Source organism: Pseudomonas sp. ANT_J12 (genome assembly GCF_008370045.1).
Classification (GTDB): domain Bacteria; phylum Pseudomonadota; class Gammaproteobacteria; order Pseudomonadales; family Pseudomonadaceae; genus Aquipseudomonas.
In genome coordinates this window covers 40,999-67,281 of the sequence record NZ_VOBN01000007.1, presented here as the reverse complement: position 1 = coordinate 67,281, position 26,283 = coordinate 40,999, and the positions used below count along the sequence as shown (strand labels likewise).

Genomic DNA, 26,283 nt, shown 5'->3' with positions numbered 1-26,283 from the left:
GCGCTAATGCTAGCGGATAACGGTAACTCAGCGCTTGTTCAGCTCGCCATACAGCTCCGGACGGCGATCAATGAGGTAGCGATTGGCGGCGCGGGAATCGACCATCAACTGCCGATCCAGCTCACCGACAATCAACGCTTCATCCAGACCGGCCTGGGCGATACGGCTGCCATCCGGCGCGGCGATGCTGCTTTGGCCGCAGTACTGGATATCGCCTTCGTGGCCGCAATAGTTGGCGTAAGCCACATAACATTGGTTTTCGAAGGCCCGGGCGCGAACGGTGATGTCGGCGACAAAGTCGAAGGGAATCATGTTCGCCGTCGGCACCAGGATCAGCTCGGCACCGGCCAGGGCCAGGCGCCGGGCGTTTTCCGGGAATTCCATGTCGTAGCAGATCAGGAATCCAAGCTTCCAGCCGTTGAGCTCAACAATCGGGAAATCATCCCCGCCGGCACTGAACATCGAGTGATCGAGGTCGCCGAACAGATGAGTCTTGCGGTAGTTGCACAGGCGTTCGCCATGGGCGTCGATCAGTTGCACCGAGTTGTAAATCTGGCCGTCTTCGGTGCGCTCGGGGTAACCATAAAGAATGGCAATCCCGGCCGTCTTCGCGATGCGCGCAATCTGCTGCGCCGATTCACCGTTGTGCACCTCGGCGAGGACGCTGACCGCATCGACGCCGATGTTGTAGCCGGTCAGGAACATCTCCGGCAGCACCAGCACATCGGCGCCTTTGGCCTCCAGCGCCAATTGATGCAGACGTTGCAAATTGCCGGCGACGTCCAGGGGCAGTGGTGGACATTGGTAAAGGGCTACGCGCATTTCGGATTCCTCTTACTCGGGCAGGGCGATCGGACCGATCTCGTTGAACACATCTCCTGGACCCGGGTTCTCGGCGTGAGTTTCACCGCCGAAGTGTTTCATGATGCCCCACACCGCGTTGAGCGAGGTCTGTACCGCGCCTTCGACCCAGGCTGGCGTCCACGAAACATCGTCGCCGGCGATGAAAATCCCGCGTTGCTCGGCCGGCATGTCGTCCTGCATGAAGTGCGCGTACATGCGCTGGTTGTAGCGATAGTGGCCGGGCAGGGCGCCTTTGAAAGCGCCGAGGAAGTGCGGGTCGGATTCCCACGACACAGTGATCGGATCGCCAATGATGCGCGCGGCAATGTCGACTTTCGGGTAGATCTTTTTCAACGCATCCAGCGCCAGCTTCACGCGTTTTTCCACCGGGTGCGGCAGCATTTTCAGCGCGTCGCTCATCCATGAGTACGACAGGCAAATCACCCCCGGCTTGTCGTCGCCGTTATCGAACAGGTAAGTGCCACGGGTCAGGCGATCGGTGAGGGTCATGCTCATCAGGTCGCGGCCGGTTTCCGGATCCTTGTCCTTCCAGAACGGGCGGTCGACCATCACGAAGGTCTTCGACGATTGCATGTAGCGAGTGCGGTCGAGGGCCATCCACATCTTTTGCGAGAACAGGGTTTCATCGCATTCGATCTGGGTGGTCAGCAGCCAGCTCTGGCAGGTGGTCAGGACGGCAGCGTATTCGCGGCTATCGCCATAGTTGTCGGTGACGGTGAAACGGCCGTTCGGCGCGTGAGCGATTTTCTTCACCCCGGAACGCGGGGCGCCACGGTGCAACGAACTGAGACTGGTGCCTGCCGGCCAATGCACGCAGCGCTCCGGCACATGACGCCAGATGCCCAGCGGCACTTGCTCGACGCCGCCGACCACCAGGTGTTGGTGATCGTCGCAGTTGGTCATCACCACGCGGAAGATTTCCAGCATCGAGTTGGGGAAGTCCGAGTCCCAGCCGCCGGTGCCGAAACCGACCTGGCCGAACACTTCGCGGTGATGGAATGACAGCTTGGCGAAGGCTTTGGAGGTGGCGACGAAATCGTAGAAGGTGCGGTCGTCCCACAGCGGCACCAGGGTGTTCCACAGTTCTTTGAGGCGCGGTACATCGCGGTCGCGGATCGCTTGCTGGATCTCTTTGAAGCGCGAGCCGTCTTCCAGCGCATCGGCCCAGGCGTCAGCCACTTCCTGGAACAGTGCAGGAAGATCCGACAGCTTCTGTGCGTAATGGGTCTGGCCTTCCAGGTCGATCACCGTGCTGCCCGACGCCGGTGTCAGCGGGTTCGGGAACGGTTTGGTCTCCAGGCCGAGTTTGTCGACGTAGTGATAAAACGCAGTGGACGACACCGGGAAGCGCATGCCGCCGAGCTCGGCGACGATGCCTTCGGCGCCATTGAACGCCTGGGAGCGCAGACGGCCGCCCATCTTCGAGGCTTCATAGACGACCGGTTTGAGGCCCAGTTTCATCAACTCGTAGGCCGCCACCAGACCGGCAATCCCGCCACCGACGATTGCCACTTCGGCACCGTGGTTGTGCTCGGGAATACTGCCCAGGCCGGCCGGGTGCTCGATCCAGTCGTCGAAGGCGAACGGAAAATCCGGGCCGAAAATGGTGACTGGTTTTTTACCGTCTGCAGGATGGCGATTATTCTTGTTCATGGCTGACCTTGCTGGCGACCCGACGCGGGATGCGCGTCTGAGTATAGGAAAAGATGGCAGCCATTCTAGAGAGCGTAGAACACGTTAATAAGACGCAATGTGTCGTCGTTTTGCCATCTTATAGATCAATATGACGATCTATCGCTACACATCGACCCTGTAGGAGCAAGGCTTGCCCGCGAAGAGGCCCTCAAAGACACTACAAAACAACCAGTCCAAAACTCAAACCGGCTGCCCCCGATCAATCTTGCTGCTCAAGATGATTGAAGTGGTCGTCTTCTCCACCCCATCCACGCTGCCAATCTGATCCAGCAACTGATCCAGTTGCTCCGGCGAATCCGTACGCAACCACGCCACGTAATCAAATTCACCACTCACCGCGCACAGCTGCTGCACCTGAGCCATCGCACTGAGCCGGCGCAACACTTCCTTGCCGGAGCGCGGCTGCACCGTGATGCCGACATACGCCTGCAACCCGCCATCCACCACCCGCTGACCCAAGCGCACGCCGTAACCGGTGATGACCTTGGCCTTCTCCAGCCGTGCCAACCGCGAAGTGACCGTGGTGCGCGCGATGCCCAATTGCCGCGCGAGCATGGCCACGCTTTCACGGGCGTTGATCTGCAAGGCCGCGATCAACTGGCGGTCGATTTCGTCGAGCACGGGTGGGCGGGTGTCAGGCAAAGGTCGTCTCCAGCAACATAAATCGGTGGGTTGGCATGTTACAGCACGGCTTGCCCGGCGGAGGTTTGATCTGGCCTCAGGACCGTTCAGAACTTTTTCATCTGCGACAAATTGCCATAAGTAACTAGGTAGTACATCATTTCGTGCTTGTCACAAATGGGGAAAACTTCCGACATGAATAATTCTGGGGCTGCCGCCGGCAGCAAATGGTTGCTGTGGGGGCTGGGTGTCCTGATTGCGTTGATCGGGCTCGGTCTGGCCGGTGGCGGTGGTTACCTAATTGCGTTGGGAGGGAGTTGGTACTTCCTGCTGATGGGCCTGGCGATGCTGGTGTCCGGGCTGATGATTGCCCGTCGTAAGCCGCAAGGAGCGTGGCTGTACGCTCTGGCGCTGATTCTGACGGCGATCTGGGCGATGTGGGACAGCGGTTTCGATTACTGGCCGCTGGTTTCGCGGGTACTGACGTTTGCCGTGATCGGCCTGGTTGTCGCGCTGATTTATCCCACACTGGTGCGTGCTTCCGGCGCTCATGCTGGGCGCGGCGCCTACGGTCTGGCAGGCATTCTGGGGGTGGGCGTCGTCGCCACGTTGGCCTACATGTTTGTGCCGACCCACGTGGTCACGGCCAGCATTGAACCTGCGGTGACCCCGGTGAAACCGGGCACCGAACAGAAAGACTGGGCCCACTGGGGCAACACCACCGCGGGCAATCGTTTCGCCGCGCTGGACCAGATCAACAAAGGCAACATCGACAAGTTGCAGGTGGCGTGGACCTTCCACACCGGCGACATCCCGCAAAGCACCGGCGCCGGCGCCGAAGACCAGAACACCCCGCTGCAAATCGGGGACACGGTCTACACCTGCACCGCCTACGGCAAAGTCTTCGCCCTGGACGCCGACACCGGCACCCAGCGCTGGAAGTTCGACCCTCAAGGCACCGCGCCGAACTGGCAGCGTTGCCGTGGCCTGGGTTATTCCGAAACCCCTGTGTCGTCGGATAACCAGCCAACGGCCTGTGCGAAACGTCTGTTTCTGCCGACCGGCGATGCCCGTCTGATCGCCATCAATGCCGATACCGGCAAGCCGTGCGAGGACTTTGGCGACAAAGGCACCGTCGACCTGAAAACCGACATGGGCGAAGTCAAACCGGGTTACTACCAGCAAACCTCGACCCCGCTGGTCGCGGGCAATGTGGTGATCGTCGGCGGACGCGTGGCCGACAACTATTCCACCGGTGAACCACCAGGCGTGGTCCGTGCCTACGACGTGCGCAGTGGTGAACTGGTGTGGGCGTGGGATCCGGGCAACCCGAACACCACCAAGCGCCCGCCGGCCGGCGAGACCTATACCCGTGGTACGCCCAACGTCTGGTCGGCCATGTCCTACGACGCCAAGCTCGGTCTGGTCTACCTGCCAACCGGCAACGCTACGCCTGACTTCTTCGGTGGCCAACGCACGGCCTTCGATGACAAGTGGAACTCATCCATCGTCGCCATCGACGTGAAGACTGGTCAGGTGCGCTGGCACTTCCAGACCACCCACCACGACCTCTGGGACTTCGACCTGCCGGCGCAACCGCTGCTCTACGATGTGCCGGACGACAAGGGCGGCACTCAGCCAGCCTTGGCGCAAGTCACCAAACAGGGCGAGATCTTCCTGCTCAACCGCGAAACCGGCGTGCCCATCGCCCGCGTCGAAGAACGCCCGGTACCGCAAGGCAACGTCCCCGGCGAACGTTATTCGCCGACCCAGCCGTTCTCGGTGGACATGCCGTCAATCGGCAACCAGACACTGACCGAATCCGACATGTGGGGTGCCACCCCGTTCGACCAATTGATGTGCCGCATCCAGTTCAAAGGCATGCGCCACCAAGGCGTCTACACCCCGCCGGGCCTTGATCGCGCACTGCAATTCCCGGGCTCCCTGGGCGGCATGAACTGGGGCAGCGTGTCGGTTGATCCGAACACGAATTACATGTTCGTCAACGACATGCGCCTGGGCCTGGCCAACTACATGATCCCGCGCAACAAAATCGCCGCGGGGGCCAGCGGCATTGAAATGGGCGTTGTGCCACAGGAAGGCACGCCATTCGGCGCCATGCGCGAACGTTTCCTCTCGGCGGCCGGTATCCCGTGCCAGAAACCACCGTTTGGCACGATGTCCGCCATCGACCTCAAGACCCACAAACTGATGTGGCAGGTTCCGGTCGGCACCGTGCAAGACACGGGGCCGCTGGGCATTCGCATGCACTTGCAGATCCCGATTGGCATGCCGACGCTGGGCGCTTCGCTGGCGACTCAGTCGGGGTTGTTGTTCTTTGCCGGCACTCAGGATTTCTATCTGCGGGCGTTTGATACCGGTAATGGCAATGAGATCTGGAAGTCGCGCTTGCCGGTGGGCAGTCAGTCCGGGCCGATGACTTACGTTTCACCGAAGACTGGCAAGCAATACATCTTGCTGACGGTGGGTGGGGCGCGACAGTCATCGGATCGCGGGGATTATGTGATTGCTTATGCGTTGCCTGAGTAAGGGGAGTCGCAGGTGAAGAAAAAGCCCGGCATTTTTTGCCGGGCTTTACAGAACATTCAGACTCAAGCGCATGCTTGGTTGTGCCATTCGCCTTCAAACTCCAGATTCAGTTTGTAGAGTTCGTGGTCCATTTTGTTGATGGTATTGATAGCCGCCATCAGATCCGCTTCACCCGTTTTGGCTTCAAGATAAAGGCCTCGCAAGTAACGGTCGTTTACCATCGGGATCTTGTCGGTTTTTTCCCAGATCGCTACAGCCTGACTTGTCAAACCAACAATCTCGGCGAGGCTTTCCTGGGACAGGCCAAGCTCCTTCCTCAAAAATCTGAACTCAGCACCTGTTAGTACTGAAGGTTTCTCCGCGATGGCTTTGCCGATTACGTCATGGAGGCCCTTCACATCCGTGATGGCGACAGACTCGCCATAGGCGGTCTCCTTCACCACGAAGCCATTGCTAAGCCATACGTTCGGTAGGCCGCTTTCTACGTAGTGGTACATAAAATTCATCCCTTCTTTTGTATCGTGGTCACTATGACGAGAAATGTCCCGTCGTCATCGATGTCGATTGCCCCGACGACCTGGAGAGGTGACCCAGCTTTGAACCAGGAAATAGTAAATCTCCAATCACCTCCCGGTTGCTGAAACGGCCCCTCGGTGATCTGCCCTTTACCCAGACAGTCCATCACGTCCGGCATGTTCACGCCTCGTTCAATCATCCGCGCCTTAGCGTGTGGGGAGTAGAAGATGCGTTCCGATACCTCTGAAAGCTCACGAATAATTTCAAGCGCTTTCTTTTTTGGCAGTGGAAAAGGAAGAAGAGGGCTCATGTGTTTTTCTATAGTATTTATAGGTTGAGCCGTCCTAAAGTTCAAGGTCGGTTTGTCAATTTCAAATTTGTGTCTACGGATGACTTCGTGTCGCTGGAAATCGATGTGGACACTTTGTGGACATTTCCGCTGCTTTATTGAAGCAAAACTCATCTGAAAAACCAGAATGCCAGACACGAAAAAGCCGCGCATCAGCGCGGCTTTTTTGTTTGGTGGGCCCACACGGACTTGAACCGTGGACCAAAGGATTATGAGTCCTCTGCTCTAACCAACTGAGCTATAGGCCCTCAGTAGGCCGCGGATTATAGCGATGGTTTCTCGGCTGTGCTATCCGAAAAATCCGATACGGCTATACGAAGAAACGTCGCGGCGAATTCTTCAGGCGGTAAGGGCAGGCTGACGATGTAGCCCTGGATCTGTTCGCAGCCTTCGAGGGCGAGGAATTCTTGCTGGGCCTGGGTTTCGACGCCCTCGGCGATGATGGTGAATTGCATGCTGCGGCCGAGGGCGATGATGGCTCGCACAATGGCCGCGTCGTGGGGGTCATCCGGCAGTCCGCGGACGAAGGACTGGTCGATCTTGAGGATGTCCAGCGGCAGGCGCTTGAGGTAACTGAGGGACGAATAACCGGTGCCGAAGTCGTCGATCGCCAGTTGTACGCCCAGGTGTTTGAGTTGGTGCAGCACGGCCAGCGCTTCTTCAGCCTGGCTCATGATGAAGTTTTCGGTAATTTCCAGTTGCAGAAATCCGGGCTTGAGGCGGTTGTCCTTGAGCAGTTGTTCGATGCGGCCGAGCAGGTTCGGCTGGCGCAGTTGTGCGCCGGCGAGGTTGACCGACAGTGGGCCGAGGCTTTCGTAGAGCTGGTTCCATTCAAACATCTGCCGGCACGCGGTCTCGAGTACCCAATCGCCGATCTGCAGGATCATGCCGTTTTCTTCAGCCAGGGGAATGAAGTGCTCAGGGGGCACGTCACCGAAGGTCGGGTGGCGCCAGCGTATAAGCGCTTCGGCGCCCACCAGGCGATGGTCGTCGAGGCTGATCTTCGGTTGGTAGTACAGGTGCAATTCATTGCGCTCGATGGCGCGCCGCAGTTCGTGTTCCAGCGCTATGCGCTCGCTGGCCTGGGCCGTGAGGTCGCGGGTGTAGCTTTCGACCCGGTTGCGCCCCTTGGCCTTGGAGCGGTACATCGCCGCATCGGCGTTTTTGACCAGCGTGGCGACGTCACAACCGTCCTTCGGATAAAGACTGGTGCCGATGCTGGCGCTGATGAAGAACTCGTGTTCACCGGCCTGGAACGGTGCGCAGAAGCAGTTGAGCAGTTTGGTGGCGATGTGGTCGGCATCGCTGGCTTGCTGCAAGCCGGGCAGCAGAATGATGAACTCGTCGCCGCCCAGGCGCGCGACCGTGTCGATGTCCCGCAGCTGCTCCTTGAGGCGCACGGCGATGCCTTTGAGGAGCAGGTCGCCGACCGGGTGGCCGAGGCTGTCATTGATGTGCTTGAAGCGGTCGAGGTCGAGGAACAATACCGCGCCTTGGCCGCCGTTTTCCTGCTGGTTGTTGAGCGCGGTCAGCAGTCGGCTTTCGAACAGCGTGCGGTTCGGCAGGCCGGTGAGCGGGTCGTGGTGCGCCTGGTAATCGAGCTTGGCCTGGGCGTGCTTGAGGCTGGAGATGTCCGCGAACACGGCGACAAAGTGCGTGATGAACTTGTCGCGGTTGCGCACGGCGCTGATGGTCAGCCAGCTCGGGTACAGTTCGCCGTTCTTGCGCCGGTTGGAGATCTCGCCCTGCCAATGGCCCTCGTCGGTCAATTGATGCCACATCGCCGCGTAGAACGCGCTGTCATGCAGGCCCGAAGCGAGCAGGCGAGGGGTGTGGCCCAGTGCTTCGCTCTCGCTGTAACCGGTGATTTCGGTGAAAGCGCGATTGACCGCGCTGATGTGCTGCTGGGTGTCGGTGATCAACACGCCTTCGGCGGTGCTCTCGAATACCGTGGCGGCCTGTTGCAGTTTCTCCTGCATCAGGTGGCGCTCGGTGATGTCCCGGGCGATGGTCAGCATGCAATCTTCATCGCCGATCGGCAGCGGCCGGCTGGACACTTCGCAGAGGCGGATCTGCCCGTCATTGCGGCGGATGTGGCAGCTGAAATCCCGGACAAAGCCATCCCGATGCAGCAAGTCGAGCATCTGTTTGCGTTCGTTCAGATTGACCCAGATCCCCAAGTCCAGCGCCGAACGATCCACTGACATCGCGCTGTTGAAGCCCGTAATGCGGCTGAAACCCTCGTTGACCTCCAGCAGCAGGCCATCGCTCTGCCGCGACAGCAACAAGCCGTCAGGCGAGGCGTGGAAGGCCTTGGCGAACTTTTCTTCGGAGGTTTGCAGCTGTTGCTGGGTTTCCTTGAGCTGACTGATGTCCCGCACCACGACCACCAGTGCGGGCGTCGTATCGAGATCGAACGGCTCGGCGGAAATAAGGCCGGTGAACACCTGGCCGTTGTTGCGGCGAAAGGGCATCTCCAGATTGCGGATGCTGCCGGCCTGCAACCGTTGCAGCAAGCCCGGCCCAACCCCCGGAATGCCCCAGATGTTCAAATCGGTGGCAGTCTGGCCGATGACGTCCCGGGCCTTGAGGCCAATCTGCTCTTCAAAGGCTTCGTTGACCTCCAGCAGGCAGCCATCGGACAGCCGCGCGATCACCAGGATGTCCGGGCATTGCTGGAACACCGAGGCGAACTTCTGTTCCGACAGGCGCAGCGCCTCTTCCGTACGCTTGGCGTCGCTGATGTCGATCATCAGCCCGCGCAGCACCGGTTCATGGCCGTGCTCGATCAGGCTGACGATATCGCGCACCCACAGGCAGCGGCCATCGGCCGTGATGACCCGGTAATCGACGCTGTGATCGCGTCCGGCCAGCACTTCATGGTCGCAAAAGGTCTGGGCGCGGGTCAGGTCCGCGGGGTGGATGATGTTGCGCCAGAACCCCGGAATCAGCCAATGGGACAGGGGATAGCCGAGCAGATCCTCGGCGTGGGGCGACACGTAGCTGTAGGTGAAATCGCTGATCCGTGCTTCCCAGGCAATGGCCGACAGGCTCTCTACCAGCCCGCGATAGTGGTATTCGCTGCTGCGCAGTTCCTGTTCCAGATCGATTCGCCGTGCGATTTCCGAGCTCAGGCGGCGATTGATCCGGATCACCACCGCCAGGATGATGATCAGCAATACCAGGCCCGGCAGCCCGTAGACCAACAAGTCGGACCAGAAAGTCCGGTGATCGAGGACGTTGCCGACCCAATGCTCTTGAATCGCACTGATTTCGCTCGGGCTCATGTCCGCCAGGACTTTATCGATGATGCCGACGAGCATTTTGTTTTTCGGCGGCACCGCCATTGCCAATTGATAGCGATAAGGCGTCTCGCCGCTGACATAGAGCCCGTCGAGCTTGAGCTGGCGCAGGCTCCAGACGCTGGAGGCGAGATCACCCACCACGGCATCCACTTCGTCGGTGGCCAGCGCCTGCAACGCCGAGCTGACGTTGGGCATCGCCACCAGGTTCAGATCCGGATGATGGGTGCGTAGCAGCTCATGGGGGGCGTAGTTTTCCACCACGGCGATTTTCAGGCCGTACAGGTCCTCGATTTTGCGCGGCTGGGCGCCTCCGACATGGGCGAGGATGACAATCGGAAAATCCAGGTAGGGGCGGGTGAACGACAGGTAACTCTGGCGTTCCGGGGTCGACATGATGCCGGGCAACAGGTCCAGCTTGCCCTGTTTGACCTGTTCCAGCACCACCGTCCAGCTTACGGGCTCGATGGGGGTGAGCTTGATGTCCAGGCGTTGGCGGATCACGTTGATATAGTCCGCGGCCAGGCCCTGGTAGCGCGCCTGTTCGTCGCGGAACTCGAAGGGCGGCCAGGACGCGTCGACGCCCAGACGCAAGTCCGGGTGAGCCGCCAGCCAGCTACGTTCTTCGTCGGTCAGAGTCAGCGCGCCAGCCGTTGCGGTCCAGGTCATCAGCGACAGCAAAAAAAGCACGGTCGGCAATCTGGGCATAACGGTCTCGTTATGGCTCGGGGGGAATGTTTCGAGTGTAGACGGGCAATTCGGCGGGGGGGTGATGCGGGGGATTTAATCTGTATAAAGCAAAACCCCCGGCCTGGGCCGGGGGTTTTGTGATCACTCGTCGAGGAAGGAGCGCAAATGCTCGCTTCTCGTCGGGTGGCGCAGCTTGCGCAGCGCCTTGGCTTCGATCTGACGAATCCGTTCACGGGTCACGTCGAACTGCTTACCAACCTCCTCGAGGGTGTGGTCGGTATTCATGTCGATACCGAAGCGCATGCGCAGAACCTTGGCTTCACGGGCAGTGAGGCCGGAGAGAACTTCGCGAGTCGCTTCTTTAAGGCTCTCAACGGTAGCAACATCGATTGGCGACTGCATGGTCGAGTCTTCGATGAAGTCACCCAGATGGGAGTCTTCGTCATCACCGATCGGGGTTTCCATGGAGATCGGCTCTTTAGCGATCTTCAATACCTTGCGGATCTTGTCCTCAGGCATTTCCATGCGTTCGCCCAGCTCTTCCGGGGTCGGTTCGCGACCCATTTCCTGCAACATCTGCCGGGAAATACGGTTGAGCTTGTTGATCGTCTCGATCATGTGCACCGGAATACGGATGGTGCGGGCCTGGTCAGCGATCGAGCGAGTGATCGCCTGACGGATCCACCAGGTGGCATAAGTCGAGAATTTGTAGCCGCGGCGGTATTCGAACTTGTCTACCGCTTTCATCAAACCGATGTTGCCTTCCTGGATCAGATCGAGGAACTGCAGGCCACGGTTGGTGTACTTCTTGGCGATGGAGATCACCAGACGCAAGTTCGCTTCAACCATCTCTTTCTTCGCGCGGCGGGCCTTGGCCTCACCGATCGACATGCGACGGTTGATGTCCTTGATCTCGGCAATCGTCAAACCGGTTTCGGTTTGCAGCGCGATCAGCTTTTGCTGGCAACGAATGATGTCCGGTTGCAGGCGACCGATGGCTTCGGCGTATTTGCCTTTGCCCTTGGCCAAGCCGTCGGACCAGCTTTCGTCGACTTCGTTACCCGGGAACTGGCGCAGGAAATCGGCACGCGGCATGCGCGCATCACGAACGCAAAGCTGCATGATCGCGCGCTCTTGCTGACGCAGGCGATCCAGGGCACTGCGAACACGCTCGACCAGGCCTTCGAATTGCTTCGGCACCAGTTTGATCGGCATGAACAGCTCAGCCAGCAGCACCAGTTCGGCAATCGCCGCCTTGTTGCCACGACCGTGCTTCTTCAGCGCCTTGCGGGTGATTTCCATCTGATCGGAGACAGCGCCAAAACGCTGTGCCGCGATGACCGGATCCGGCCCGCTTTCGGCCTCTTCTTCGTCGTCGGTGCTGGCTTCAGCTTCTTCGTCGTCGGTGTCGTCATCCGCTTTCACGGCTTTCGGATCGACAGGCGGAGGTACTTCGGCTGCAGGCGGCGCAATGCCGTCGTCCGGGTCGATATAACCGCTCAGGACGTCGGACAGGCGGCCACCTTCGGTGGTGACGCGAGTGTATTCGGACAGAATGTGGTCAACCGTGCCAGGGAAGTGCGCAATTGCGCCCATCACTTCGCGGATGCCCTCTTCAATACGCTTGGCGATTTCAATTTCGCCTTCACGAGTGAGGAGCTCTACCGTACCCATTTCACGCATGTACATGCGCACTGGGTCGGTGGTGCGACCAATGTCGGTCTCGACCGCTGCCAACGCTGCTGCTGCCTCTTCGGCCGCGGCTTCGTCGGTATCGGCGTCGGCCAGCATAAGGGAATCCTTATCTGGCGCAACCTCGAATACGTTGATCCCCATGTCGTTGATCATGCGGATGATGTCTTCCACCTGTTCCGGATCTGAAATATCCTCCGGCAGGTGGTCGTTGACCTCCGCGTAAGTCAGGTAACCCTGCTCACGACCAAGTGTGATCAACTCTTTGATACGAGACTGCTGTTGCGCTTTTCCGGACATAACACCCTATCCACTGAAGGTCTTGGCGGGCAAAAAACAAGCCGAGGATTATACCTGAGCTATGACCTCACGCGCCAGTTGAGGTCGGGGTTGATACAGCCATATTGCGTTTTAATAGGTCGCGCATCTGATTTGCGATCTGATTTGCTTCCTCCGCGGTCAGTCCTGGCTGCCTTGCTTTCCTGATTAGTGCTTCCAGGCTATCCGTGTGTTGCGTTGCCGATAACCTAGTAATGGTGTCTAAAAACTGTTGTTCAAGGTTGTCACCGTCAATCAGCCATTCCTTTTCCGCCAAAGCCTTGAGCAAACGTCCCTGTTCGGTCCCGTGCCAGCGGGCCATTAGCTGGATTGAGTTTAGCTTAGGATTTTTTTGCACGGCCCCGATCAGGGCGACCAGCAACTGCGCGTAGGTATTGCTCTCATTGGCGAAGTGGTCGGCGGTTTCTACCTTGCCGGCCAGGTCCGGGTGATGAATGAGCGTGCGCAGCGCGATCAGCGTCGGGGCTTCCACGGCAATCGGTGTGCGTGGCGCACTCGGTTGATCGCGATCGCCGCCACGCTTGCCATTCTTGTCCCAGGGTTTCTTGTCCCACTTCTTGCCGCCGGCGCCGGGTTTCTTCGGCGTCCATTCCTGCTGCGGCGCGTACGTGTCTTGTGCCTGAGGCTGATGGTAGTCGCTGTAATCCGGCATGGCGTCGTAATCGATGCCCGGATCGTAGGCCGGCGGCGCGTCCTGAGGAGCGCTTTGCACCAGCTGGCTCATGGCTTCGCCCGTCAGGCCGGTGATTTCGGTCAGTCGCTGGCGCATCAGGATGCGCAGGTTGGCGCCCGGGACTTTATCGATCAGCGGCGCGGCGAGGGTGGCCATGTGAGCCTTGCCTTCGAGCGAGCGCGGGTCCGATTCTTCGGTCAGTTGCTGGAAAAAATAATCGGCCAGTGGTTGCGCGTGTTGATTGATCCGCGCGCGGAAGGCGTCAGTGCCTTCGGAGCGCACCAGCGTATCCGGGTCTTCGCCTTCGGGCAGAAACAGGAAACGTGCGCGCCGACCATCCTGCAGGCACGGCAGCGCCGCTTCCAGCGCTCGCCAGGCGGCATTTCGCCCGGCCTGGTCACCATCGAAACAGAACAATACGTTGGGCACGACGCGAAACAATCGCTTCAAGTGCTCTTCGCTGGTGGCGGTGCCCAGGGTCGCGACAGCATTGCGCAGGCCTTGCTGGGCGAGGGCGATGACGTCCATGTAGCCTTCGACGACGATGATTTCGTCGAGGTTGCGGTTGTTCTTGCGCGCTTCATAAAGGCCGTAAAGCTCTTGGCCTTTATGGAAGACCGGGGTTTCCGGTGAGTTCAGGTATTTCGGCTTGTCGTCACCCAGCACGCGGCCACCGAAGGCAATGATGCGCCCGCGACTGTCGCGGATCGGGAACATCACGCGATCACGGAAGCGATCATAGCGTTTGCCGGTTTCGGCGTTCTCGATCAGCAGGCCGGCATCGACCATGGCTTTCTGTTGCAGGGTATCGCTGCTCAAATGCTTGAACAGATTGTCCCAGCCGGGCGGGGCGAAGCCGAGGCCGAAGTCCCGGGCGATTTCACCGGTCAGGCCGCGACCTTTCAAGTAGTCCACGGCGGCTTTGCGCGATGGGTGGCTTTTCAGTGCTTGCCGGTAAAACTCGGCGGCGGCGGTGAGCAGCGGGTACAGCGGCGAATCGGTCGGCTGCCGCGGCTTGTGCGGGCGGCCGCTTTCTTCGCGGGGTATTTCCATGCCAGCGGCTTTGGCCAGTTCTTCGACCGCCTGGACGAAATCCAGGTTGTCGTGGTCCATCATGAAGCCGAGGGCGTTACCGCCAGCACCGCAACCGAAGCAGTAATAGAACTGCTTGTCGGGGCTGACGCTGAAGGACGGGGTTTTCTCTTTGTGAAACGGGCAGCAGGCGGTGTAGTTCTTGCCGGCTTTTTTCATTTGCAGGCGCGAGCTGACCACGTCGACGATGTCGGTGCGGTTCAGAAGGTCGTCAATAAAGCTCTGGGGAATTAGCCCGGCCATGGCGTTCTCGTCATCTGAAATGGACCCAAAACAAAGGCTGGCGAACACAGGGTATTGTTTGAGGCGCGCAAAATGTGCGGCTCGACCGGTGTCGTCTGCGTAATCGCTGTCGGGAAGTGTATCTGCCGAAAATCCACTGACGTTAGTACCAATCAGTATTCGACTATTTGAAAGTGTTGCGCTGAAATCCGCTGCGGCCAGTCGATGGCCTCGGATAGCTCATAAGCGGGCACGCAAGAAGGTGCCTTGGGCTGATCGTCGTGAGAGGAATCAGTGGGTGTGCTCGTCAGTAGCCTTGGAAGGCTCGTCAGAAAAGACGTGCACCGCTGGCAAAAGAGCCAGGTCTGACGCTGTGAAGCAGGTTTGTCTCGGTCGCGTCTGCGGCGTTGACGGTAAAGCATCAAGCGTTTTACGCAAATGCCATAAGCCCGGCTGAGGGCCGGGCTTGGCAGAAGCTTGCTACGAACGTCTGTGTATTAGTACAGACGAACGGCGCGGCGCTGTTCGCGCTGTACTTTCTTGGCGTGACGCTTAACAGCGGCTGCTGCTTTGCGCTTACGCTCAGAAGTTGGCTTCTCGTAAAATTCGCGGCTACGAACTTCAGCCAGTACACCGGCTTTTTCGCAGGAGCGCTTGAAACGACGCAGAGCTACGTCGAAGGGTTCGTTCTCTTTTACTTTGACGGCTGGCATCCAGAGCTACCTTCATTCATTACCGGGGTCAACATCCTCGCGGCAAAAGAGCACTTGAAGACGTCGGTTTTTAAGGGTTGCGGATGTTAACTCCTCATCGACCGGAATGCAAAGCCTCTGATCGAAAACCGCTAGTCGGGGCATCCCATGGCGACTATTATGCGCGCCTTCGAATTCAGCCTAAACAAGGCGCAAACCCATGCTAGTACTGGGATTAGAAACCTCCTGCGACGAAACCGGTGTCGCATTATATGACAGTGAACGCGGCCTGCTGGCCGACGCGCTGTTCAGCCAGATCGACCTGCATCGCGCCTATGGCGGCGTGGTGCCGGAGCTGGCCTCCCGTGATCACGTCAAACGCATGCTGCCCTTGATTCGTCAGGTGTTGGCCGAGGCCGGCTGCGTGCCGACCGAGATCGACGCCATCGCTTATACCGCCGGTCCCGGACTGGTCGGGGCGCTGCTGGTCGGGGCGTCCTGCGCCCAGGCGCTGGCCTTTGCCTGGGGCATTCCGGCCCTTGGCGTACACCACATGGAAGGCCACTTGCTGGCGCCGATGCTGGAGCCGCAACCGCCCGAATTCCCGTTCGTCGCTTTGTTGGTATCAGGCGGTCATACGCAGCTGGTTCAGGTCGACGGGATCGGCCAATACACGTTGTTGGGCGAGACCCTCGACGATGCCGCCGGCGAAGCATTCGACAAGACTGCGAAGATGATGGGGCTCAATTATCCGGGCGGTCCGGAAATCGCGCGCCTGGCGGAGCAAGGGGTTGCAGGACGTTTCACCTTCCCGCGACCAATGTGCGACCGCCCGGGCCTGGCCTTCAGCTTCAGCGGCTTGAAAACCTCCGCCCTGAACACCTGGCAGCAATGCGTCAGCGCCGGGGACGACAGCGAGCAAGCCCGTTGCGACATCTCTCTGGCGTTCCAGCAGGCCGTGGTGGAGACTTTGACCATCAAGTGCAAGCGCGCCCTGAAAGCGGCGGGCATGAAGCGCCTGGTGATCGCTGGGGGCGTCAGCGCCAATAAGGCACTGCGCACCTCGCTGGAGAAAATGCTCGGCGACATGAAGGGTGACGTGTTTTATGCGCGTCCCGAGTTCTGCACCGATAACGGCGCGATGATTGCGTTTGCCGGTTGCCAGCGGTTGCAGGCGGGCCAGCACGAAAGCTTGGCGATCAGCGTGCAGGCGCGCTGGCCGATGGAGCAGTTGTCGGCGCTGTGATGAGCGGCGCTCATGGGCGGTATTTAAAAATGCCGTTCGCGCCCGGCAAACAGGTCGCGTAGATTGCCGCGATGACGCCAGACGATCAGTGCCGTGAGTGCGCTCATAGGCAGCAATGCCGCCGGCTCTTGCCAGGCGAGCAGCGGCAGGGTCAGTGGTGTGGCGATCAGCGCCGCCAGCGAGCTGGTGCGGGTCAGGTAGAACGTCAGCAGCCAGGCACAGACCGCCAACAAGGCTGCCGGCGGGTACAGGCCCAGCAACATGCCGGCCGCGGTGGCGACACCCTTGCCGCCGCGAAAGCGGAAGTACAGTGGGAACAGGTGACCGATTACGGCGCAGACGCCGACCCAGGCCTGTTCTTGCAGCGAAAGACCTGCAACACCGGCGATCAGCACCGGCAGCAAGCCTTTGCATAAATCGCCGAGCAAGGTCAGGACGGCGAGTTTCTTGCCGGCCAGGCGCAACATGTTGGTGGCGCCGGCATTGCCCGAGCCACTCATTCGCGGATCGGGGTTACCGGTCAGGCGGCTGAGCAAAATGGCGAAGGACAGCGAGCCGAGCAGGTAGGCGAAGGTCGCCAATAACCAAAACATGCTAACTATTCCGGGCGAGGACGCTCTGATTCTAACGGCGCATTGCGCCCTTGTCGTGCAGCGGAGAAAAGTGCTTGGACAGAGTGTTTATCGAGGGCCTGGAAGTCGACACCGTGATTGGTGCCTACGACTGGGAGCGCGGCATCCGACAATGCCTGCGACTTGATCTGAGCTTCGCTTGGGACAATCGCCCGGCAGCGGCGGGTGACGACCTGACCCTGGCGCTCGACTACGCGAGCGTTTCGTCGCGTGTCCAGGCCTTTGCCGAGCAGGCGCAATACCAACTGGTCGAGACCTTTGCCGAGCGTTTGGTTGAGGTCCTGATGAGCGAATTCAAGATCACATGGATGCGCCTCAAGCTGACCAAGCCGGGCGCGGTCCCGGCGGCCACCGGCGGCGTCGGCGTGGAGATCGAGCGCGGATGTCGCTGACTCAGGTGTACCTCGGGCTCGGTAGCAATATCGAGCGTGAAACCCATTTGCAGGCTGGCCTGGAGGCCCTGGCGGGTTTCCTGGTGGATATCCGCTGCTCGGCGGTGTTCGAAAGCCAGCCGGTGGGGATCAAGAGCGGTCCGTTCTTCAATTTCGTGGTGTCGGCTTTTACCGACTTGCCGCTGATGGAGCTGGATCGCCGGCTGAAATTCATCGAGGCCGACAACGGCCGTTACGCGCCGGCCCGAAAGGGTTTGCCGCTGGATATCGACGTGCTGTTGTTCGGCGATCTGGTGGGTAACTTCGATGGCTTGATCCTGCCCCGGGCAGAAATTCTGAAAAACGCCTTTGTGCTGTGGCCGTTGTCGCTGATTGCGCCAGATCGGGTGCATCCGGGTGTCGGCAAAAGCTTTGCGACCTTGTGGGACGAAGCGCAGATTGATCAGGTATTGGCGCCGGTGGCGTTTGAGTGGCGTGGGCAGCCGTTGACGCCTTCAGATTTGTTGTGAGGCGGATGACGCCTTCGCGGGCAAGCCTTGCTCCTACAAGGGTTTGCACAAGTCCTGTAGGAGCGAGGCTTGCCCGCGAAGCTTTTCAGGCCGACGCCGCCTCTTTGTAGGCCTTCAACGCCTTAAGCCGTTCCCGTTTGATCGCCTCACCCAGCTCCGGCCCCTTGAATCCTTTCTCCAGCAAGGGCTGAACCGCAACGCCCCGCGCTGCAATCGCCGCCCCGCGCAGATAATCCGCCTGTGGATAACTTCTCTGCTCCAGGCCTTTACGTCCGCGAGCATCCATCTCGCACGCCGCAATAAATTCCTCAAACCGCTGCGGCCGCCGGTAGACGTCGAAGCTTTGCAGCAACTCCAGCAAGGTCGATGGCTTCAGCTCCAGGGCCCGATGCCCATGGGTGTGGTATTGGCCCACCAGCAGCGCCAGTTCCTGACAGTCTTTCGGCGCCTTGAACCGTTCGTTCACCGCTTTTATCAGCTTCAGGCCCGTGTGCTCGTGGGCGATATGCCGAGGCCATTCCTCTTTCGGGGTCAGGCCTTTACCCAAATCATGCAGCAGGCAAGCCCAGCGTACCGTCAGTGGTTGTTTGTGCAGCGCCGCTTGCTCCAGCACGCCCAAGGTGTGCACGCCGGTGTCGATTTCCGGGTGATGGGCTTCCGGTTGCGGCACGCCGAACAGCGCGTCGACTTCCGGTATCAGCACCTTGAGCGCGCCACACGCCCGCAGTACTTCGATGAACACCTGTGGCTGATCTTCCATCAGGGCGCGGGAGATTTCCTTCCAGCTGCGCTCTGCGGTCAAGGCTTCGAGTTCGCCTGAATCGCTCAGTTGACGCATCAACTCCAGTGTCTCGGGGGCCACGGTGAAACCCAGTCCGGCATAGCGCGCGGCAAAGCGGGCAACGCGCAGGACACGGAGCGGATCTTCGGCGAACGCGGGGGAAACGTGGCGCAGAACACGGGCTTCAAGATCGCGCTGGCCATGGTAAGGATCAGTCAGGTTGTGCTGATCGTCTTCGGCCATGGCGTTGATCGTCAGGTCGCGGCGAATCAGGTCTTCTTCGAGGGTGACTTCGGGGCTGGCGTGAAAAGTGAAACCGCCATAACCACGTCCACTTTTGCGCTCGGTGCGGGCGAGGGCGTATTCCTCGCCGGTCTTGGGGTGAAGAAACACCGGGAAGTCCGCACCCACCGGGCGAAAACCCTTGGCGAGCATTTCTTCGGTGGTCGCGCCGACCACAACCCGGTCGACGTCAGTGACCGGTATGCCCAGCAGGCGATCGCGTACGGCGCCGCCAACTTTATAGATCTGCATAAAAAACCTCCGTTAGCTCGACAGAATAACCGTTGCGTCGAACTTCCGGAGGCAGAAACCAAAAATCACAGGTGAATGACAGCCAGGTCGAGCCGACCGTAATCCCCTTCGGCGTGCTCGCTTCTGGGTGGAACATGATGGACTTTCATCACTTGGTCGCCTTGCAGGGTTTCGAGGTGAATGTCGAAGCCCCACAGCCGATGCAGGTGCTTGAGCACTTCCTCGGTGGACTCGCCCAGTGGCTTGCGGTCGTGTTGCTGGTGACGCAAGGTCAGGGAGCGGTCGCCACGCCGATCGATGCTGTAGATCTGCACGTTGGGCTCGCGATTGCCCAGGTTGTACTGGGCGGCCAGGGTTTCACGGATGGTCCGGTAGCCGGGTTCATCGTGAATGGCCGGGACCAGCAGATCATCCTTCTGGTCGTCATCGAGAATGCTGAACAGCTTCAGGTCGCGGATCACCTGGGGTGACAAATATTGCAGGATGAAACTCTCATCCTTGAAGCTGCTCATGGCGAACTTGATGCTCGACAACCAATCGGTGCCGGCGATTTCCGGGAACCAGCGGTAGTCCTCCTCGGTAGGGTGTTCACACATGCGCCGAATGTCCCGGTACATGGCGAAGCCCAAAGCGTAGGGGTTGATGCCGTTGTAGTAGGGACTGTCGAAACCCGGCTGCATCACCACGCTGGTGTGGGACGTCAGGAATTCCATCATGAAGCCGTCGGTGACCAGGCCTTCGTCGTACAGGTCATTCATCAGCGTGTAGTGCCAGAACGTCGCCCAGCCTTCGTTCATCACCTGGGTCTGGCGCTGTGGATAGAAATACTGGGCAATCTTGCGCACGATCCGCACGATTTCCCGCTGCCACGGTTCCAGCAGCGGCGCATGTTTTTCGATGAAGTACAGGATGTTTTCCTGAGGTTCGGCGGGGAAGCGTGCGTTGTCCTTGTCGCTGTACTTGTCCGCGCCTTTGGGAATGGTGCGCCACAGGTCGTTGATCTGTTTCTGCAGATGCTCTTCGCGATCCTTCTGCCGCCGGCGTTCTTCTTCGGCGGAAATCGGGTAGGGACGTTTGTAACGGTCAACGCCGTAGTTCATCAGGGCGTGGCAGGAATCGAGCAAGTCTTCCACCGCGTCGATGCCGTGGCGCTCTTCGCATTGCATGATGTACTGCTTGGCAAACACCAGGTAATCAATGATCGAACTGGCGTCGGTCCAGGTGCGGAACAGGTAATTGCCCTTGAAGAAGCTGTTGTGGCCATAGCACGCGTGAGCCACCACCAGCGCCTGCATGCAGATGGTGTTTTCTTCCATCAGGTAGGCGATGCACGGGTCGGAGTTGATCACGATCTCGTAGGCCAGGCCCATCTGCCCACGGGTGTAGGATTTTTCGGTGCTGAGGAAGTGCTTGCCGTAGGACCAATGGTGATAGCCCAGCGGCATGCCGACAGACGCGTAGGCGTCCATCATCTGCTCGGCGGTGATCACTTCGATCTGGTTGGGGTAGGTGTCCAGGGCATAACGGGCCGCCAGGCGACTGATTTCCTTGTCGTACGCCTGGATCAGCTCGAATGTCCATTCGGAGCCGGTGGAAATGGGTTGGCGCTTCTGCTCTTTGGCGGTCATGTCACTAACCTGCGCTGGAAGAGTTCACGGAAGACCGGGTAGATATCCCCGGCCGAGACCAGTTGCTGCTGGGCAAAAGTGTCAGAGAAGGCTTCGGCGATGCGTTCGTATTCGAACCACAGGGCCTGGTGTTCGCGCGGAGTGATCTCCACGTAAGTGTAGTACTGCACAAACGGCATGATCTGGTTGATCAGGATGTCACGGCAGATCGGCGAGTCGTCGTTCCAGTTGTCGCCGTCTGAAGCCTGGGCGGCGTAGATGTTCCACTCGTTGCTCGGATAACGCTCGGCCATGATCTCCTGCATCAGTTTCAAGGCGCTGGAAACGATGGTGCCGCCGGTTTCCCGCGAGTAGAAGAACTCTTCCTCGTCCACTTCCCGGGCGCTGGTGTGGTGGCGGATGAACACGACGTCGATCTTGTCGTAGTTACGCTTGAGAAACAGGTACAGCAGGATGAAGAAGCGCTTGGCGATGTCCTTGGTCGCCTGGGTCATCGAGCCGGACACGTCCATCAGGCAGAACATCACCGCTTTGGAGCTGGGGTTGGGCTGCTTGATCAGCAAGTTGTACTTGAGGTCGAATGTGTCGAGGAACGGCACCCGGTGAATCCGCGCGCTGAGTTTCTCGATTTCCGCCTCGATTTCCTGGATGTCGCCGAAGTTGTCCGGTTCTTCCCGCTTGAGTCTGGCCAGTTCCTCTTTGGCGTCCCGCAGTCGCGCACGGCTGCTGCCGGACAGGGCGATGCGTCGGGCATGGGCTGAGCGCAGGGTGCGGATGATGTTGATCCGTGACGGGTTGCCCTCGTTGCTGATGCCGGCGCGCACGGTCTTGAAGGTGTCGGTGCCGGTCAGGTTGCGTTTGACCAGGTTCGGCAGCTCGAGGTCCTCGAACATGAATTCGAGAAATTCCTCCTGGGTGATCTGAAAGACGAACTCATCCATCCCTTCGCCAGAGTTGCCGGCCTTGCCGGGACCTCTGCCGCCGCCACCGCCGGGTGGCCGGGCGATGTGTTCGCCGCTGGTGAATTCCTTGTTGCCGGGGTGCACGACGGTCTGCTTGCCACCGCGGCCGTGGTGAAGCACCGGCTCGTCGATGTCGCGGCCGGGAATGCTGATCTGTTCGCCATGTTCCATATCGGTAATGGAACGCCGGCTGACCGCCTCTTCGACGGCCTTTTTGATGTGATCACGGTAACGCCGCAGAAACCGCTGGCGGTTCACCGTGCTCTTGTTCTTGCCATTGAGACGTCGGTCGATCACATAGCTCATAGGGCCCTCCGGGCAGCTTCAAGTTGTGAGCTGCAAGCTGCAAGAAGAAGCAGTTGCCCGGATATCAGGGCTTATGCGCTTCTCACTTGTCGCTTGCAGCTTGGAGCTTGCCGCTGCGTCACTGAGACTTCCGGACCCGTAGGTACCATTCTGAAAGAAGCCGTACCTGTTTGTCGGTGTAGCCGCGCTCCACCATCCTTGTGACAAAGTCGTTGTGCTTCTGCTGGTCCTCTTTGCTGGCCTTGGCATTGAAGCTGATGACCGGCAGCAGGTCCTCGGTGTTGGAGAACATTTTCTTCTCGATGACCACCCGCAGTTTTTCGTAGCTGAGCCAGGTTGGGTTCTTGCCGTTGTTGTTGGCCCGGGCGCGCAGCACGAAGTTGACGATTTCGTTGCGGAAATCCTTCGGATTGCTGATGCCGGCCGGTTTTTCGATTTTCTCCAGTTCTTCGTTCAGTGCCACGCGGTTGAGGATTTCGCCGGTTTCCGGGTCGCGGTATTCCTGGTCCTGGATCCAGAAGTCGGCGTATAGCACGTAGCGATCGAAGATGTTCTGCCCGTACTCGCTGTAAGACTCGAGGTAGGCGGTTTGGATCTCCTTGCCGATGAATTCGATATAACGCGGCGCCAGGTATTCCTTGAGGAAGCGCAGATAGCGTTCGCGGGTCTCGGCCTGGAATTGTTCCTGTTCGATCTGTTGTTCCAGCACGTAGAGCAGGTGCACCGGGTTGGCGGCGATTTCGTGCGGGTCGAAGTTGAAGACTTTCGACAGGATCTTGAACGCGAACCGGGTCGACAGGCCGTTCATGCCTTCATCTACACCGGCGTTGTCGCGGTATTCCTGGATCGACTTGGCTTTCGGGTCGGTGTCCTTGAGGTTCTCGCCGTCATACACGCGCATCTTGGAGTAGATGTTCGAGTTTTCCGGCTCCTTGAGACGCGAGAGCACGGTGAACTGGGCGAGCATTTTCAGGGTGTCGGGGGCGCAATGGGCCTTGGCCAGCGAACTGTTGAACAGCAGCTTGTCGTAGATCTTCACTTCGTCGCTGACCCGCAGGCAGTACGGCACTTTGACGATGTAGATCCGGTCGATGAAGGCTTCGTTGTTCTTGTTGTTGCGGAAGGTGTGCCACTCCGATTCGTTGGAGTGAGCCAACAGGATCCCGGTGAACGGAATCGCGCCCAGGCCTTCGGTACTGTTGTAGTTACCTTCCTGGGTGGCCGTCAGCAATGGGTGCAGCACCTTGATCGGCGCCTTGAACATTTCGACGAATTCCATCAGGCCTTGGTTGGCCCGGCATAGCGCGCCCGAGTAGCTGTAAGCGTCGGCGTCGTTTTGCGGGAATTCTTCCAGTTTGCGGATATCGACCTTGCCCACCAGCGCCGAGATGTCCTGGTTGTTCTCATCCCCAGGCTCGGTCTTGGCCACGGCGATCTGGTTGAGGATCGACGGATAGAGTTTCACCACCCGGAACTGGCTGATGTCGCCGCCGAATTCGGCCAGGCGTTTGGTCGCCCAGGGCGACATGATGGTATTCACGTAGCGCCGTGGAATGCCGAAATCTTCCTCGAGGATCGCGCCATCTTCAGTGGCGTTGAACAGACCCAGGGGCGATTCGAATACCGGAGAGCCCTTGATCGCGTAGAAGGGCACTTTCTCGATCAGCTGTTTGAGCTTTTCGGCCAGGGACGATTTACCGCCACCGACGGGGCCGAGCAGGTAGAGGATTTGTTTCTTCTCCTCAAGGCCCTGGGCGGCATGGCGGAAATACGACACGATCTGGTCGATGCATTCTTCCATCCCGTGGAAGTCTTCAAAGGCCGGATAGCGGCGGATCACCTTGTTGGAGAAGATTCGCGACAGTCTCGAGTTGGCCGAGGTGTCGAGCAGCTCCGGTTCACCGATGGCCAGCAGCAGGCGCTCGGCGGCGGAAACGTAGGCGCTGCGGTCCTTCTTGCAGAGCTCCAGGTACTCTTGCAGCGAGAGTTCTTCCTGGCGTGTGGACTCGAAGCGTTGTTGGAAGTGGCTAAAGATACTCATGACGTCACCTCGCTCGATACGTGGAGCCGACGCCGGATCATTCAGTCGATGCTGGCAGCCACTGGATATGCAGTCGCTGTTTACCCCCCAGAACTCTTTCGGAGCGGACTCCCCCGAAAGCTACTCCCGATGACCCGCGCGCCGGTGTACCGGCTCTCCCCTGTTTTGGATGGCCTGCGCTTAAGGATAGTTGCTTATTCGGGAGGTAAAGGCGAGATACGTAATTAGTTGTGGCAGACCGTTCGTCTGCCACCGCGCGAGCCCACGGGGGCCGGGGCTTGCACGTTACAAAAAAATTATTCGGAAGTGCCTTGCGCCGTTTCCGAGGGATAAGTCGTGCGCCACAGCTCAAAACCGCCATCCATGCTGTAGACGTCGGAGAAGCCCTGGCTGATCAGGTAGGCGGCGGCGCTCTGGCTGGAATTGCCGTGATAGCAGACCACTACGGTCGGCGCATCGAGGTCGGCGGCGCGGATGAAATCCGAGATGGAAACGTTGTCCAGATGCTTCGAGCCGGCGATGTGCAGCGCGGCATAAGTTTGCGGATCACGGACATCGACCACCACTGCGCCTTGTTCGCGCAGGGCCTGGGCCTGTTCTGGGGGGATACGTTTGAATTCGCTCATGGCGGGCTCCTGTGGCTCGGCGGAAAGCGCAGTCTAGCGCTGGGCGCTGGCTGACGTTTGATCGGGAATAGGTGGGGCGACTGACGGCTTGCTGTGGCCCTGTTCGTCGCATTTGCAGCTCAGGCGCTCGAGGGTGTCGACGTTCATCAGGGTCATGGCGCCGCCCCAGACGCAACCGGTGTCGAGGGCGAAGATGCCCGGCTCGTCGCATTTGCCTTCAAGGGCTGCCCAATGACCGAAGATGATCTTCAGGCCCTTGGTCTTGCGCTCCTTGTACTTGAACCACGGGGCGTAACCCGGTGGCGCGGTGTCGGCGCCTTCCTTGCCCTTGAGGTCAAGCTTGCCCTCGCTGGTGCAGAAGCGCATGCGGGTGAAATAGTTGGTGATCACCCGCAAGCGTTCCACGCCGGTGAGGTCGCTGTTCCATTTGGCCGGCTCATTGCCGTACATGCCATCCAGATAAGGCGGGAGCAGGTTGTCGTCGCGCAGGGCGGCTTCGACTTCGCCGGCGTACTTCAAGGCTTTGCGCAGCGACCACTGGGGTGGTATGCCGGCATGAACCAGGGCGATGTCGCGCTGTTCGTCGTAGTGCATGAGTTTTTGCTGACGCAGCCACTCCAGCAGTTCCGCGCGATCCGGCGCTTCGAGGATCTCGCGCAGGGTGTCGTTTTTCTTCAGGCGTTCGATGTTGTGCCCGGCGGCCAGCAAGTGCAAGTCGTGGTTGCCAAGCACGCACACCAGCGATTCGCGCAGGCTATAGAGGAAGCGCAAGGTTTCCAGGGACTGCGGGCCACGGTTGACCAGGTCGCCCACCAGCCACAGTGTGTCCCGGGCAGGGTCGAAGGCTACTTGCTTGAGCAGGCATTGCAGCGGTTCGAGGCAGCCTTGCAGGTCGCCGACGGCGTACGTTGCCATCAGTGCAGGGCTCCGGGCACCGCCAGGCGGAAAGGCGAGATCACGGCGTCGAAGTGTTTACCGTCGTCGGCAATCATCTGATACGTGCCTTGCATGGTGCCGACCTTGGTGGTCATCACTGTGCCGCTGCTGTAGGTGTGGTTTTCGCCGGCCTGGATCAGCGGCTGCAAACCCACGACGCCCGCACCGCGAACCTCTTCCACATGCCCGTCACCGTCGGTGATCACCCAGTGCCGCGACAACAGTTTGGCCGGTAGCTCGCCATTGTTGTGCACGGTGATGGTGTAGGCGAAGGCAAAGCGGTTGTGCTCGGGTTGCGATTGTTCTGCCAGATAGCGGGTGACGACGCTGACGTCGACCTGATAACGAGGATCGGACATGCAAGAGGCCTTAAAAACGGAGCGGGACGCGGGG

At 59.5% G+C, this 26,283-nt stretch carries 21 protein-coding genes and 1 tRNA gene; 4 read left to right on the top strand and 18 right to left on the bottom strand.

What is annotated here, in order from left to right:
* Window positions 1-27: 27 nt before the first annotated feature.
* The 3 genes from FQ192_RS16815 to FQ192_RS16805 form a co-directional block, all read right to left on the bottom strand.
* The gene (locus FQ192_RS16815; RefSeq protein WP_149659584.1) at window positions 28-822 is read right to left on the bottom strand and encodes a carbon-nitrogen hydrolase family protein; all 795 of its coding nucleotides are present in this window, start codon (window positions 820-822) and stop codon (window positions 28-30) included.
* Between the two features lie 12 nt (window positions 823-834).
* Window positions 835-2,517, bottom strand: coding sequence for an NAD(P)/FAD-dependent oxidoreductase (locus FQ192_RS16810; protein WP_149659583.1), 1,683 nt, complete (start codon window positions 2,515-2,517; stop codon window positions 835-837).
* A 222-nt stretch (window positions 2,518-2,739) separates the two neighbouring features.
* The gene (locus FQ192_RS16805; protein WP_007980298.1) at window positions 2,740-3,201 is read right to left on the bottom strand and encodes an Lrp/AsnC family transcriptional regulator; all 462 of its coding nucleotides are present in this window, start codon (window positions 3,199-3,201) and stop codon (window positions 2,740-2,742) included.
* A 174-nt stretch (window positions 3,202-3,375) separates the two neighbouring features.
* On the opposite strand from FQ192_RS16805, the gene FQ192_RS16800 reads away from it, so the two are divergent.
* Window positions 3,376-5,730, top strand: coding sequence for a glucose/quinate/shikimate family membrane-bound PQQ-dependent dehydrogenase (locus FQ192_RS16800; RefSeq protein WP_149659582.1), 2,355 nt, complete (start codon window positions 3,376-3,378; stop codon window positions 5,728-5,730).
* Window positions 5,731-5,792: 62 nt separating this feature from the next.
* On the opposite strand, the gene FQ192_RS16795 is transcribed toward FQ192_RS16800, so the two are convergent.
* The 7 genes from FQ192_RS16795 to rpsU all read right to left on the bottom strand — a co-directional run bounded on the left by FQ192_RS16795 (window position 5,793) and on the right by rpsU (window position 15,318).
* Complete coding sequence (locus FQ192_RS16795) at window positions 5,793-6,227, bottom strand: transcriptional regulator (protein ID WP_149659581.1); 435 nt, start codon at window positions 6,225-6,227, stop codon at window positions 5,793-5,795.
* 5 nt (window positions 6,228-6,232) lie between these two features.
* A complete protein-coding gene (locus tag FQ192_RS16790; RefSeq protein WP_149659580.1) occupies window positions 6,233-6,778 on the bottom strand; it encodes a DUF4258 domain-containing protein in 546 nt (181 codons plus the stop codon).
* Window positions 6,767-6,843: transfer RNA gene (locus tag FQ192_RS16785), tRNA-Ile, on the bottom strand. The genes FQ192_RS16790 and FQ192_RS16785 overlap by 12 nt, the downstream gene beginning before the upstream one ends.
* A gap of 15 nt (window positions 6,844-6,858) precedes the next feature.
* Window positions 6,859-10,605: a bifunctional diguanylate cyclase/phosphodiesterase gene (locus tag FQ192_RS16780; protein WP_149659579.1), complete on the bottom strand. Its 3,747-nt coding sequence runs from the start codon at window positions 10,603-10,605 to the stop codon at window positions 6,859-6,861.
* 123 nt (window positions 10,606-10,728) lie between these two features.
* Window positions 10,729-12,579, bottom strand: a complete 1,851-nt coding sequence (rpoD, locus tag FQ192_RS16775; protein WP_054044152.1) for an RNA polymerase sigma factor RpoD — start codon at window positions 12,577-12,579, stop codon at window positions 10,729-10,731.
* 67 nt (window positions 12,580-12,646) lie between these two features.
* Complete coding sequence (dnaG, locus tag FQ192_RS16770; protein ID WP_133835747.1) at window positions 12,647-14,626, bottom strand: DNA primase; 1,980 nt, start codon at window positions 14,624-14,626, stop codon at window positions 12,647-12,649.
* 476 nt (window positions 14,627-15,102) lie between these two features.
* Window positions 15,103-15,318 (bottom strand): 30S ribosomal protein S21, encoded by a 216-nt coding sequence (rpsU, locus tag FQ192_RS16765; protein WP_002551877.1) that lies wholly within the window; start codon window positions 15,316-15,318, stop codon window positions 15,103-15,105.
* A 199-nt stretch (window positions 15,319-15,517) separates the two neighbouring features.
* Here rpsU and tsaD point away from each other — a divergent pair, with 199 nt between their 5' ends.
* Window positions 15,518-16,543: a tRNA (adenosine(37)-N6)-threonylcarbamoyltransferase complex transferase subunit TsaD gene (gene tsaD, locus FQ192_RS16760; RefSeq protein ID WP_149659578.1), complete on the top strand. Its 1,026-nt coding sequence runs from the start codon at window positions 15,518-15,520 to the stop codon at window positions 16,541-16,543.
* A gap of 23 nt (window positions 16,544-16,566) precedes the next feature.
* Here tsaD and plsY read toward each other — a convergent pair whose 3' ends face one another.
* Window positions 16,567-17,136: a glycerol-3-phosphate 1-O-acyltransferase PlsY gene (gene plsY / locus FQ192_RS16755; RefSeq protein WP_149659577.1), complete on the bottom strand. Its 570-nt coding sequence runs from the start codon at window positions 17,134-17,136 to the stop codon at window positions 16,567-16,569.
* A gap of 74 nt (window positions 17,137-17,210) precedes the next feature.
* Between plsY and folB the strand changes: the two genes are divergently transcribed.
* Both folB and folK read left to right on the top strand, forming a co-directional pair.
* Window positions 17,211-17,567 (top strand): dihydroneopterin aldolase, encoded by a 357-nt coding sequence (gene folB, locus FQ192_RS16750; RefSeq protein ID WP_149659576.1) that lies wholly within the window; start codon window positions 17,211-17,213, stop codon window positions 17,565-17,567.
* Window positions 17,558-18,076, top strand: coding sequence for a 2-amino-4-hydroxy-6-hydroxymethyldihydropteridine diphosphokinase (folK, locus tag FQ192_RS16745; RefSeq protein WP_149659575.1), 519 nt, complete (start codon window positions 17,558-17,560; stop codon window positions 18,074-18,076). Before folB ends, folK begins: the two co-directional genes overlap by 10 nt.
* Before the next feature lie 85 nt (window positions 18,077-18,161).
* Here the strand turns inward: folK and FQ192_RS16740 are convergent, their stop codons facing one another.
* The 7 genes from FQ192_RS16740 to apaG all read right to left on the bottom strand — a co-directional run bounded on the left by FQ192_RS16740 (window position 18,162) and on the right by apaG (window position 26,249).
* Window positions 18,162-19,391, bottom strand: coding sequence for a multifunctional CCA addition/repair protein (locus tag FQ192_RS16740; protein ID WP_149659574.1), 1,230 nt, complete (start codon window positions 19,389-19,391; stop codon window positions 18,162-18,164).
* 65 nt (window positions 19,392-19,456) lie between these two features.
* Window positions 19,457-21,019, bottom strand: coding sequence for a SpoVR family protein (locus FQ192_RS16735; protein ID WP_133835752.1), 1,563 nt, complete (start codon window positions 21,017-21,019; stop codon window positions 19,457-19,459).
* A complete protein-coding gene (locus FQ192_RS16730; RefSeq protein WP_054616829.1) occupies window positions 21,016-22,287 on the bottom strand; it encodes a YeaH/YhbH family protein in 1,272 nt (423 codons plus the stop codon). The genes FQ192_RS16735 and FQ192_RS16730 overlap by 4 nt, the downstream gene beginning before the upstream one ends.
* 118 nt (window positions 22,288-22,405) lie before the next feature.
* Window positions 22,406-24,328, bottom strand: a complete 1,923-nt coding sequence (locus tag FQ192_RS16725) for a PrkA family serine protein kinase (RefSeq protein ID WP_054044143.1) — start codon at window positions 24,326-24,328, stop codon at window positions 22,406-22,408.
* 296 nt (window positions 24,329-24,624) lie between these two features.
* The gene (gene glpE / locus FQ192_RS16720) at window positions 24,625-24,954 is read right to left on the bottom strand and encodes a thiosulfate sulfurtransferase GlpE (protein ID WP_149659573.1); all 330 of its coding nucleotides are present in this window, start codon (window positions 24,952-24,954) and stop codon (window positions 24,625-24,627) included.
* A 33-nt stretch (window positions 24,955-24,987) separates the two neighbouring features.
* Complete coding sequence (locus tag FQ192_RS16715; protein ID WP_149659572.1) at window positions 24,988-25,869, bottom strand: symmetrical bis(5'-nucleosyl)-tetraphosphatase; 882 nt, start codon at window positions 25,867-25,869, stop codon at window positions 24,988-24,990.
* Entirely contained in the window at window positions 25,869-26,249 is a 381-nt protein-coding gene (gene apaG, locus FQ192_RS16710) for a Co2+/Mg2+ efflux protein ApaG (RefSeq protein ID WP_149659571.1), read from the bottom strand. Before apaG ends, FQ192_RS16715 begins: the two co-directional genes overlap by 1 nt.
* Window positions 26,250-26,283 lie beyond the last annotated feature (34 nt).